This window comes from Diaphorobacter oryzae DSM 22780 (assembly GCF_059568935.1).
On the sequence record NZ_JCANUL010000003.1, the window covers coordinates 102,324 to 114,268 of the forward strand.

The window sequence follows — 11,945 nt, forward strand, 5'->3', positions numbered from 1 at the left end:
TGTGGGGTCAGGCTGCTTTGGATGTAAAAAATGGCACTAACGCCCGTGTATCAAGCGCGGAATGCTATGGTTTTTGTGTGATTGCCAGGCTCATGGCGCCGGTGTGCGCTGGTCCACGGCCTCGCGCAGGGCCTTGCCGGGCTTGAAGTGCGGCACGCGCTTTTCGGGGATGTGAACGGCCTCGCCGCTGCGCGGGTTGCGGCCCATGCGGGGCGGGCGGTGGTTGACCGAGAAGCTGCCGAAGCCTCGGATCTCGATGCGGTGTCCGCGCACCAGCGCATCGCTCACGGCGTCCAGGATGGTCTTGACGGCATATTCGGCATCGCGCTGGGTGAGCTGGCCAAAGCGTGCGGCGAGTTCTTCGACGAGGTCAGATCGGGTCATGGGTCAGCAAATATGCGGTGGGTCATAAGACAGCGGGCGCTACCAGGGCGCCCGCTGTTGTCAGTCCGCCGCCAGATGGCAGCGGTGCTGAGGTCAATGCCTTTCCAGGCTCCGACGGATTACTTGTCGGAGTTGTCCAGCTTGGCGCGCAGCAGTGCGCCCAGGCTGGTGGTACCGGCATTTTCCTTGGCGGACTGGGCCGACAGGTGGGCCATGGCGCCTTGCTCGTCGGCCATGTCCTTTTGCTTGATCGACAGCTGGATGTTGCGGGTCTTGCGATCCACGTTCACCACCACGGCCGTCACTTCGTCGCCTTCCTTCAGCACGTTGCGGGCATCTTCCACGCGGTCGCGGGAGATTTCCGAAGCACGCAGGTAGCCGACGATGTCTTCGCCCAGGTCGATCTCGGCGCCACGGGCGTCCACGGTCTTGACCTTGCCGGACACGATCTGGCCCTTGTCGTTCACCGTCACGAAGGTCGTGAACGGGTCGCCGTCGAGCTGCTTGATGCCCAGGGAGATGCGCTCGCGGTCCACGTCCACGGCCAGCACGATGGCCTCGACTTCCTGGCCCTTCTTGTAGTTGCGCACGGCGGCTTCGCCGGGCTCGTTCCAGGACAGGTCGGACAGGTGCACCAGGCCGTCGATGCCGGCAGCCAGGCCCACGAACACGCCGAAGTCGGTGATGGACTTGATCGGGCCCTTGACGCGGTCGCCGCGCTTGGTGTTCTGCGCGAACTCTTGCCAGGGGTTGGCCTTGCACTGCTTCATGCCCAGGCTGATGCGGCGCTTGTCTTCGTCGATCTCGAGGACCATGACTTCGACTTCGTCACCCAGCGACACGAGCTTGGACGGGGCCACGTTCTTGTTGGTCCAGTCCATTTCGGAGACGTGCACCAGGCCTTCGATGCCGGGCTCGAGTTCCACGAACGCACCGTAGTCGGCGATGTTCGTGACCTTGCCGAACAGGCGCGTACCTGAGGGGTAGCGGCGCGACACGCCCAGCCAGGGGTCGTCGCCCATCTGCTTGAGGCCCAGCGACACGCGGTTCTTCTCGGTGTCGAACTTGAGGATCTTGGCGGTGATTTCCTGACCGGCCGTGACCACTTCCGACGGGTGACGCACGCGGCGCCATGCCATGTCGGTGATGTGCAGCAGGCCGTCGATGCCGCCCAGGTCCACGAACGCACCGTATTCGGTGATGTTCTTGACCACGCCGTTGACGATGGCGCCTTCCTTCAGCGTTTCCATCAGCTTGGCGCGCTCTTCGCCCATGGAGGCTTCCACCACGGCGCGGCGGCTCAGCACCACGTTGTTGCGCTTGCGGTCCAGCTTGATGACCTTGAACTCCATCGTCTTGTTTTCGTACGGAGTCAGGTCCTTCACGGGACGGGTGTCGATCAGCGAGCCGGGCAGGAAGGCGCGGATGCCGTTGACCAGCACCGTGAGGCCGCCCTTGACCTTGCCGCTGGTCGTGCCGGTGACGAAGTCGCCGGATTCCAGGGCCTTTTCCAGGGCCAGCCAGGAGGCCAGGCGCTTGGCGGTGTCGCGCGACAGGATGGTGTCGCCGTAGCCGTTCTCGATCGAGCCGATGGCCACGGACACGAAGTCACCCACTTGGACTTCGATCTCGCCCTGGTCGTTCTTGAATTCGTCGATCGACACATAGGCCTCCGACTTCAGGCCAGCATTCACCACGACGAAGTTGTGCTCCACGCGCACGACTTCAGCGGTGATGACCTCGCCAGGACGCATTTCGGTGCGTTGCAGCGATTCTTCAAACAGGGCGGCAAAAGATTCAGACATGTGTTTCCTTGCCCGCATGCAGGTTTCCGGCGGCACTATTGCCTTCGTTTCTATGACTGCGTGCGGAGGTTGTGCGGCATTGCGCCGCGGTTAGAGTTGAACGAACCACACGGCCGGTGCGCTGCAAGGGCGCGGAAGGGGACCGTGTGAGCCATGTGCCGGCCTCAAGGCGTTGCTGATGCGCCGAAAGGCTGGCGTGCCTGCCACCAGGCAACCACCTGCGCCACGGCCTCGTCGATCGTGAGCGCGGAATTGTCCAGCACCAGGGCATCCTGCGCGGGCTTCATGGGTGCGACGCTGCGACTGCTGTCGCGCGCGTCGCGCGCCTCAAGATCCGCGCGAAGGTCGGAAATACTAGCGGAAATTCCCTTGGAAATCAACTGCTTATGGCGCCGTTCGGCCCGGCATGCGGCGCTGGCCGTCAGGAACACCTTGAGCGGGGCGTCGGGGAAAATCACCGTGCCCATGTCGCGCCCGTCGGCCACCAGGCCCGGCAGGCGGCGAAAGCCGTGCTGCAGCGCCACCAGGGCCTGGCGCACGGCGGGTAGGGCGGATACGCGCGACGCGCTCATGCCGGCTTCTTCCGTGCGGATGGCGTCGGTGACATCGTCGTCGCCCAGCCAGATGCGGCCGCTGTCGAAACGCACGGGCAGGCGGAGCGCCATGTCGGCGATGCGCTGCTCTTCAGACGCCTCGATGGCCAGGCCGGCGCGCGCCGCGGCCAGTGCCGTGATGCGGTACATCGCGCCCGAATCCAGAAACTGGTAGCCCAGGCGTTGCGCCACGGCAGCGGCCACCGTGCCCTTGCCCGAGGCGGTGGGGCCGTCGATGCAGATCACCGGGATGCGGGCGGTGTCGGCCTGGGCGACATGGAACAGTGCTTCAAAGTAATCCGGGAAGGTCTTGGCCACGCATTTGGGGTCTTCGATGCGCACGGGCAGGGCCGCCGGGTTGAAGGCGGCCAGCGAGAAGCACATGGCCACGCGGTGGTCGTCGTAGGTGTGGATGCTGGCCGTCCGCCAGTCGCTGGCTTGGGCGGGCGGGGTGACGCGGAGGTAGTCCGCGCCTTCCTCCACCTGGGCGCCGAGCTTGCGCAGCTCCGTCGCCATGGCGGCGATGCGGTCGGTTTCCTTGACGCGCCAGCTGGCGATGTTGCGCAGCGTGGTGGTGCCGTTCGCATAGAGCGCCATCACGGCCAGGGTCATGGCGGCGTCGGGGATGTGGTTGCAGTCCAGGTCGATGGCTTGCAGCGGCCAGGCACCGCGGCGCACGGCCAGCCAGTTGGGGCCGCTGTCGATCTGGGCGCCCATGGCCCGGGCGGCCTCCACGAAGCGGATGTCGCCCTGGATGGAGTCCTGCCCCACACCCAGGATCTTGATGCCATTTTGGCCTTCAAGACCCTGTGCGAGAGCGCCAAGTGCTATGAAATAGCTAGCGGAAGAGGCGTCTGCCTCCACATGGATCCGTCCGGGGGACTGGTAGCGGCTGCCGGCCGGAATGGTGAAACGCTGCCATTGCTCGTGCCGCACCGCAATGCCGAAGCGCGCCAGCAGCTCCAGCGTGATGTGGATGTAGGGCTTGGAAATCAGCTCGCCCACCACCTCGATCGTGATGTCCTGCGCGCGCGCGGCCAGTGGCAGTGCCATCAGCAGCGCGGTCAGAAACTGGCTGGACACGTCGCCACGCACGCGGATGGGCGCCTGCAGCTGCAGCGGGGGAAGGCCGTCGCCCTGGGCGATGCGCAGCGGCGGGTAGCCCTCGTTGCCCAGGTAGTCGATGCGGCAGCCGAGCTGGCGCAAGGCGTCGACCAGATCGCCGATGGGGCGTTCGTGCATGCGCGGCACGCCCGACAGCTCGTATTCGCCGCCCAGCAGCGCCAGCGCCGCGGTGAGCGGGCGCATGGCCGTGCCCGCGTTGCCCATGAACAGCCGCGTCGGCGTGCGCGGCGTGGCGCCGCCCAGGCCGGTGATGCGCGCCGTGCCGTCGCCGGTTTCCTGGACGGTGCAGCCCAGCTGGTGCAGCGCATCCAGCATGACGCGCGTGTCGTCCGAGGCGAGCAGGTCGTGCACCTCGGTCGTGCCTTCGCTCAGTGCGGCGAGCAGCAGCACGCGGTTGGAAATGCTCTTGGAGCCCGGCAGCCGGACCGTGCCGCCGGCGCTGGCCAGGGGCGGCAGATCGAGGAACGCGGTGGAGAACATCAGGTGTCCCTGTTCGTGCGCTGTGCGCCCATGCGCCAGTGGGCGCGGGTGTGGCTGGCCAGGGTGATCAGGTCTTCCAGGGGCTGATCGCTTTCGGCCTGCATGGCGTCCTCCAGCCCTTGCAGCGCCTGCTTGAACAGGCGCGACTGGGCCAGCACCTCATCGCGGTTGGCGCGCAGGATGTCGCGCCACATCTTCGGGTCGCTGGCGGCGATGCGCGTGAAGTCGCGGAAGCCGGGGCCGGCCAGCGACAGCAGATCGTCGGCCTGCGGCTGCGAGGTGATGCTGGTGATCATGGCAAACGCCAGCATGTGGGGCAGGTGGCTCACGGCGGCGAAGGCGGCGTCATGGGCCTCGGGGGACATGCTGCTCACGCGGCAGCCCAGCGCACGCCACAGCTCTTCGGCGCGGTGCAGGTGGGCGGTGAGCGTGCGCTCCGTGGGCGTCAGGATGAGCTGGCGGCCGCTGTAGAGGTCGGCATCGGCATGTTCCACGCCGGAGACCTCGCGACCGGTGATCGGGTGGGTGGGCACGAAGGAGCCGATCTGATCGCGCAGCGCACGCCGTGCGGCCTGCACCACGTCGGCCTTGGTGGAGCCCACGTCCATGATCAGCATCTGCGGCGTGACCAGGTGCTTGATGGCCTTGAGCGTGGATTCGGTGGCGGCCACGGGGACCGCCAGCAGCACGATGTCGGCACCGGCCGCTGCCAGCAGGGCCGACGGGGCCTCCACGTCGATCACGCCGAGCTGGCGCGCGCGGTCGGTGGTGGAGGGTGACTTGCTGTAGCCCACCACGCGCTTGACGAGGCCGGCCTTCTTCAGGGCCAGGGCGAACGAGCCGCCCATGAGGCCGCAGCCTATCAGTCCGAGTTGTTCAAACATGGCCGTTCCTCAGGCCGAGACCGGGTAGGTGCCCAGCACCTTGTAGAACGCGCACAGCTGCTGCAGTTCTGCCAGGGCGGCACTTACGTGGGGCTGGGCCGGATGGCCTTCGATGTCGATGTAGAAGTAGTACTCCCACTGACCGGTGCGCGCGGGGCGGGATTCGAAGCGCGTCATGGACACGCCATGCCTCTTCAGCGGCACCAGCAGGTCGTGCACGGCGCCGGGGCGGTTGGGCACCGAGATGATGAGGCTGGTGCAATCCTTGCCCGAAGGCGCGGCCGTGGCCAGTGTGTGCGGCAGGCAGATGACGGCGAAGCGCGTGCGGTTGTAGGCGTCATCCTGGATGGCGTGGGCCACCACGTGCAGGCCGTACTGCTGCGCGGCACGCTCGCTGGAGATGCCGGCCCAGGCCGGGTTGGTGGCGGCCAGGCGCGCGCCCTCGGCGTTGCTGGACACCGGGCGGCGCTCGGCGTGCGGCAGATGCTTGGACAGCCAGCCCTGGCATTGCGCCAGCGCCTGCGGGTGGGCCAGCACGGCCTCGATGCCCTCGGCCGAGTTGCTGCTGCGCAGCAGGTTGTGGCGCACCAACAGGCTCACCTCGCCCACCACATGGCAGGGAGTGTGCAGGAACATGTCGAGCGAGCGCGTGACCACGCCCTCGTTCGAGTTCTCGACGCCCACCACGCCGTACTGCGCGCTGCCGGCGGCCGTGGCGTGGAACACCTCGTCGAAGCTGTTGCAGTACATCAGGTCGGCGGCGCCGCCGAAATATTCGATGGCCGCCTGCTCGCAGAACGTGCCCTCGGGGCCGAGCACGGCCACGCGCTGGGGCGACTCCAGCGCCAGGCAGGCCGACATGATCTCGCGCCAGATGGCGGCGACATGGGCGCCCTTGAGCGGGCCGGGGTTGGCGGTCTGGATCTTGTCGATGACCTGGGCCACGCGGTCGGGCCGGAAGTAGGGCGTGCCCTCCCGCTTCTTGACTTCGCCGACCTGTTCGGCCACGTGGGCACGCTGGTTCAACAGGGTGAGCAACTGCTGATCGATGCTGTCGATCTGCACGCGCAGGCTGGCGAGGTCGGGGGAGGCTTGCGGAGTGGACATCAGAGGGGAGTGCGGGGGCTGTCTGTCGGTGTGTTCTGGTGCGCTGTCGCGTGCTGGCGCTGGCGCACGTTAGGCGTGGCGCTGCTCAAATTCTCGCATGTAGGCGATGAGGGCCTCCACGCCGGCCATGGGCATGGCGTTGTAGAGGCTGGCGCGCATGCCACCCACGGACTTGTGGCCCTTGAGCTGCAGCAGGCCGCGTTCCTTGGCGCCGGCCAGGAAGGCGTCGTTGCGCGATTCGTCGCGCAGGAAGAACGGAATGTTCATGCGCGAGCGGCAGTTGGCGGCCACCTTGTTCACATAGAACTGCGAACGGTCGATGGCGTCGTAGAGCGCGCGGGCCTTGGCGATGTTGCGCTGCTCCATGGCCGCCACGCCCGTGGCGTCGCCCTCGCGCTGGCGCTTGAGCCACTGGAAGGTGAGTCCTGCCATGTAGATGCCCCAGGTGGGCGGCGTGTTGAACATCGACTGGTTCTCGGCCACGACGCGGTAGTCGAAGGCGCTGGGGCAGGCGGGCAGAGCGTGGCCCAGCAGGTCTTCGCGCACCACGACGAGCGTGAGCCCGGCCGGGCCCAGGTTCTTCTGGGCGCCGCCAAAGGCCAGGCCCACGCGGCTCCAGTCGACGGGGCGCGACGCCACATGCGAGGAAAAGTCGATCACCAGCGGCGCATCGCTGCCCAGGGCCTTCAGGTCCGGCAGCTCCTGGAACTCGACGCCGTGGATGGTCTCATTGCTGCAGACGTGCACATAGCTCGCGCCGCGGCTCAGCTCCCAGCTGGCCGGGGCGGGCAGGGCGGTGAACTGGCTGTCCTCGCCCGATGCGGCGGTGCGCACCTCGGCGGCGTACTTGGCGGCCTCCTTGCGCGACTTCTGGCTCCAGGAGCCCGTGACCACGAAGTCCACCGTTGCGGCGCGCGAGAGGTTCAGCGGCACGATGGCGTTCTCGGCCAGGCCGCCGCCCTGCATGAACAGGATCTTGAACGCGGGCGGCACGGCCAGCAGCTCGCGCAGGTCGGCCTCGGCCTGTTCGTAGATGGCGATGAACTCCTTGCCGCGGTGGCTCATCTCCATCACGCCCATGCCGCAGCCGTGCCAGTCGAGCATCTCGGCGGCAGCCTGCTGCAGCACTTCTTCGGGGATGGCGGCCGGTCCGGCCGAGAAGTTGTAAGGGCGTTTCATGGTCAAGATTCAAAAGTGCCTCCAGCGCTTATGGGGTAAGCGCTGGCAGCTATGGTTTTTGATGTGATGATCTCAGGCGTCTGCCGGGGGCGGAGTGTCCTCGGGGGCGTCCGCTTCCGCAGGATTGGCGTCGTTTTCCACGATGCGCTGCAGGCCACTGAGCTTGGCGCCTTCGTCGAGCGCGATCAGCGTCACACCCTGCGTGGCGCGGCCCAGCTCGCGGATCTCGGACACGCGGGTGCGCACGAGCACGCCGGTGTCGGTGATCAGCATGATCTCGTCATCGGCGTGCACCAGGGTGGCGGCCACGACCTTGCCGTTGCGCTCGCTCTGCTGGATGGCGATCATGCCCTTGGTGCCGCGGCCGTGGCGCGTGTACTCGACGATGCTGGTGCGCTTGCCGTAGCCGTTTTCGGTGGCGGTGAGCACGCTTTGCGTTTCGTCCTCGGCCACCAGCATGGCAATCACGCTCTGGCCGTCTTCCAGCATCATGCCGCGTACGCCGCGCGCCTGGCGGCCCAGAGGGCGCACGTCGTTCTCGTCAAAGCGCACGGCCTTGCCGCCGTCGGAGAACAGCATCACGTCGTGCTGGCCGTCGGTGAGCGCCGCGCCGATGAGGTAGTCGCCGTCGTCCAGGTTCACGGCGATGATGCCGCCCTTGCGCGGGTTGCTGAACTCGTCCAGCGCCGTCTTCTTCACCGTGCCCATGCTGGTCGCCATGAACACGAAGCGGTCGGCCGGGAAGGTGCGCATCTCGCCCGTGAGCGGCAGCACCACGTTGATCTTCTCGCCGTCCTGCAGCGGGAACATGTTGACGATGGGGCGTCCGCGCGAGCCGCGCGAGCCCGCGGGTACTTCCCAGACCTTGAGCCAGTACAGGCGGCCCCGGTTAGAGAAGCACAGGATGTAGTCGTGCGTATTGGCGATGAAGAGCTGGTCGATCCAGTCGTCTTCCTTGGTCGCCGCCGCCTGTTTGCCGCGCCCGCCGCGCTTTTGGGCGCGGTATTCGGACAGGGGCTGGCTCTTGATGTAGCCGGTGTGCGAGAGCGTCACCACCATGTCGGTGGGCGTGATCAGGTCCTCGGTGGACAGGTCCTGCGCGCTGTACTCGATGGTGCTGCGGCGGGCTCCGGCCTTGGATTGGCCGAATTCCTGGCGCAGCGTGGAGAGTTCCTCGCCAATGATGGTGGACACGCGCTCGGGCTTGGCCAGGATGTCCAGCAGGTCTTCGATGACCGCCATGACATCCTTGTACTCGGCCACGATCTTGTCCTGCTCCAGGCCAGTGAGGCGCTGCAGGCGCATCTGCAGGATTTCCTGGGCCTGGGTTTCCGACAGGCGGTAGAGGCCGTCGCCCTGCATGCCGAACTCGCGCTCCAGGCCCTCGGGGCGGTAGTCGTCGGCGCTGACCACGCCGCCGTCGGCGCGCGTACGCGTGAGCATCTCGCGCACCAGCTGGCTGTCCCACGAGCGCGCCATCAGCTCGGCCTTGGCCACGGGCGGAGTGGGGGACTCGCGGATGATGCGGATGAACTCGTCAATGTTGGCCAGCGCCACGGCCAGGCCTTCCAGCACGTGGCCGCGCTCGCGCGCCTTGCGCAGCTCGAACACCGTGCGGCGCGTCACCACTTCGCGGCGGTGCTGCAGGAAGACTTCGATCAGGTCCTTGAGATTGCACAGCTTGGGCTGGCCGTCCACCAGCGCCACCATGTTGACGCCGAAGGTGTCCTGCAGCTGGGTCTGCTTGTACAGGTTGTTGAGCACCACCTCGGGCACTTCGCCGCGCTTGAGTTCGATCACCAGGCGCATGCCGGACTTGTCCGACTCGTCCTGGATGTGGCTGATGCCTTCGATCTTCTTCTCGTGCACCAGCTCGGCCATGCGCTCCTGCAGGGTTTTCTTGTTCACCTGGTAGGGCAGCTCGTCGACGATGATGGCCTGGCGTTGGCCGCGGTCGATGTCCTCGAAGTGGCACTTGGCGCGCATGATCACCTTGCCGCGGCCCGTGCGATAGCCTTCCTTCACGCCGTTGATGCCGTAGATGATGCCGGCGGTGGGGAAGTCAGGCGCGGGGATGATCTCCATGAGTTCGTCCACCGTCGCCTGCGGGTTGCGCAGCATGTGCAGGCAGGCATCCACCACCTCGTTGAGGTTGTGCGGCGGGATATTGGTCGCCATGCCCACGGCAATGCCGGCAGAGCCGTTGACCAGCAGGTTGGGCAGCTTGCTGGGCAGGACCAGCGGCTCCTTCTCGCTGCCGTCGTAGTTGGGGCCAAAATCGACCGTTTCCTTGTCGATGTCGGCCAGCATTTCGTGCGCGATCTTGGCCAGGCGGATCTCGGTGTACCGCATGGCAGCGGCGCTGTCGCCGTCCACCGAGCCGAAGTTGCCCTGGCCGTCCACCAGCATGTGGCGCAGCGAAAAGTCTTGCGCCATCCGCACAATCGTGTCATACACCGCGCTGTCGCCGTGGGGGTGGTACTTACCGATCACGTCGCCAACGATACGAGCCGATTTCTTGTAGGGCCGATTCCAGTCGTTGTTGAGTTCGTGCATGGCGAACAGCACGCGCCTGTGCACCGGTTTCAGACCGTCGCGGGCATCGGGCAGGGCCCGGCCCACAATCACGCTCATGGCGTAATCCAGGTAGCTGCGTCGCATCTCCTCTTCGAGGCTGATGGGCAGAGTTTCTTTGGCGAACTGGGTCATGACGGCTGCGCTGGAAGCGGCAAGAAGCGGCAGGAACCGATCATTTTAGGTGCAAGATCCTGTCGCGGCTGAGCAACATATTCCCGGGATTGCGCTTTTGTCCTACGGTCTGCGCTCAATCAAGGCCGCCTTTGGCTTGTTACGTATGGCACAATCATTTCAACGTTTTTGGTGATGGTCACTGACGACGTGCATGATTCGCAGCGCGGCTGCGGCTTTTTCCCCAAGAGGAGAACCATGAAGAAACTGAACAAAGTGGCGATGTTGTTTGCCTCCGCTGCGCTCGCAACCGCCGCTGGCGCCCAAACCGTGGACAACTGGAAGAACGGTACCGGTGAGCTGGTCTGGAAGAATGGCACGAACGAACTGTGCTGGCGCGATGCCAACTGGACGCCCGCAACTGCAGCAGAAGGCTGCGACGGCGCCCTGAAGAAGGAAGCTCCCGCTCCCGCAGCAGCACCCGCCCCCGCAGCACCCGCCGCTGCCGCTCCCGCTCCGGCCGCCAAGCCCGCTCCCGCAGTGGCCAGCAAGGTGACCTACGCCGCTGACGCTTTCTTCGACTTCGACAAGTCTGTGCTGAAGCCCGAGGGCAAGGCCAAGCTGGACGATCTGGTTTCCAAGGTCAAGGGCATCAACCTGGAAGTGATCATTGCCGTGGGTCACACCGACTCCGTTGGCGCTGACGCATACAACCAGAAGCTGTCGGTGCGTCGCGCCGAAGCCGTGAAGGCCTACCTGGTGTCCAAGGGCATCGAGAAGAACCGCGTGTACACCGAAGGCAAGGGCGAAAAGCAGCCTGTGGCTGACAACAAGACCAAGGAAGGTCGCGCCAAGAACCGTCGCGTGGAAATTGAAGTGGTTGGCACTCGCACCAACTGATCATTTCCCGTGATCGAAAGAGCCCCGGCAACGGGGCTTTTTTTATGCTTGGAGCATTTCCACAGTGGGACAATGAAAGCATGACTGAGTCTGTAAATGCCGACCCGGCCGAGTTGGCCAAGTTTTCGGAACTGGCACACCGTTGGTGGGATCCAGACAGCGAATTCCGCCCCTTGCATCAAATCAACCCTCTGCGACTGGACTGGATCAACCGGCTGTCGCCGCTTGAGGGGCAGAGAGTTCTCGATGTAGGGTGTGGTGGGGGCATCCTGTCGGATTCCATGGCTCGCAAGGGCGCTGAGGTGACAGGTATCGATCTGGCCACGAAAGCGTTGAGGGTCGCCCGCCTGCATGCCTTGGAGGCGCACACGCCGCGGATTCAGTATCGGGAGGTCAGCGTGGAGGCGCTGGCGCAGGAATCGCCAGCGTCCTTTGATGCGGTGACCTGCATGGAAATGCTGGAGCATGTGCCGGACCCGCAATCCGTGGTCACGGCCTGTGCCCGTCTTGTAAAGCCTGGTGGCTGGGTTTTCTTCTCGACCATTAACCGCAACATCAAGGCCTTTGCATTGGCCATTGTTGGGGCGGAGTACATGCTGAAGATGCTGCCACGTGGCACGCACGAGTATGCGAAGTTCATCCGTCCGAGTGAATTGGCCGCAGCATGCCGCAATGCGCAGTTGGATGTGCTGGACACTCGTGGCTTGCAATACAACCCGCTGACCGGGCGCTACTGGTTGAGTGGCGACACTAGTGTGAACTACTTGTTCGCCGCCCGGCGCTCCGAGGCATGAGCATGC

9 protein-coding genes are annotated in these 11,945 nt (G+C 65.6%); 2 read left to right on the forward strand and 7 right to left on the reverse strand.

Annotated features, from left to right (window positions below; translation table 11 throughout):
* Positions 1 to 90: 90 nt before the first annotated feature.
* The 7 genes from BP68_RS06545 to gyrA form a co-directional block, all read right to left on the reverse strand.
* Positions 91 to 384, reverse strand: coding sequence for an integration host factor subunit beta (locus BP68_RS06545; RefSeq protein WP_496369869.1), 294 nt, complete (start codon positions 382 to 384; stop codon positions 91 to 93).
* Positions 385 to 503: 119 nt separating this feature from the next.
* Positions 504 to 2,207 (reverse strand): 30S ribosomal protein S1, encoded by a 1,704-nt coding sequence (gene rpsA, locus BP68_RS06550; protein WP_496369871.1) that lies wholly within the window; start codon positions 2,205 to 2,207, stop codon positions 504 to 506.
* Between the two features lie 146 nt (positions 2,208 to 2,353).
* Entirely contained in the window at positions 2,354 to 4,387 is a 2,034-nt protein-coding gene (locus BP68_RS06555) for a bifunctional 3-phosphoshikimate 1-carboxyvinyltransferase/cytidylate kinase (RefSeq protein WP_496369873.1), read from the reverse strand.
* Positions 4,387 to 5,271 carry a prephenate dehydrogenase gene (locus BP68_RS06560; RefSeq protein WP_496369875.1) on the reverse strand — a complete coding sequence of 295 codons (885 nt, stop codon included), beginning with the start codon at positions 5,269 to 5,271 and terminating at the stop codon, positions 4,387 to 4,389. Before BP68_RS06560 ends, BP68_RS06555 begins: the two co-directional genes overlap by 1 nt.
* Positions 5,272 to 5,280: 9 nt before the next feature.
* Entirely contained in the window at positions 5,281 to 6,378 is a 1,098-nt protein-coding gene (gene pheA, locus BP68_RS06565; RefSeq protein WP_496369877.1) for a prephenate dehydratase, read from the reverse strand.
* A gap of 69 nt (positions 6,379 to 6,447) precedes the next feature.
* On the reverse strand, positions 6,448 to 7,557 hold the full coding sequence (gene serC / locus BP68_RS06570) for a 3-phosphoserine/phosphohydroxythreonine transaminase (RefSeq protein WP_496369879.1): 1,110 nt from the start codon (positions 7,555 to 7,557) through the stop codon (positions 6,448 to 6,450).
* 72 nt (positions 7,558 to 7,629) lie between these two features.
* A complete protein-coding gene (gene gyrA / locus BP68_RS06575) occupies positions 7,630 to 10,266 on the reverse strand; it encodes a DNA gyrase subunit A (RefSeq protein WP_496369881.1) in 2,637 nt (878 codons plus the stop codon).
* 237 nt (positions 10,267 to 10,503) lie between these two features.
* On the opposite strand from gyrA, the gene ompA reads away from it, so the two are divergent.
* Together ompA and ubiG are read left to right on the forward strand one after the other, a co-directional pair.
* Entirely contained in the window at positions 10,504 to 11,145 is a 642-nt protein-coding gene (gene ompA, locus BP68_RS06580; protein ID WP_496369883.1) for an outer membrane protein OmpA, read from the forward strand.
* A gap of 80 nt (positions 11,146 to 11,225) precedes the next feature.
* A complete protein-coding gene (gene ubiG / locus BP68_RS06585; protein ID WP_496369885.1) occupies positions 11,226 to 11,939 on the forward strand; it encodes a bifunctional 2-polyprenyl-6-hydroxyphenol methylase/3-demethylubiquinol 3-O-methyltransferase UbiG in 714 nt (237 codons plus the stop codon).
* Positions 11,940 to 11,945: the final 6 nt, after the last annotated feature.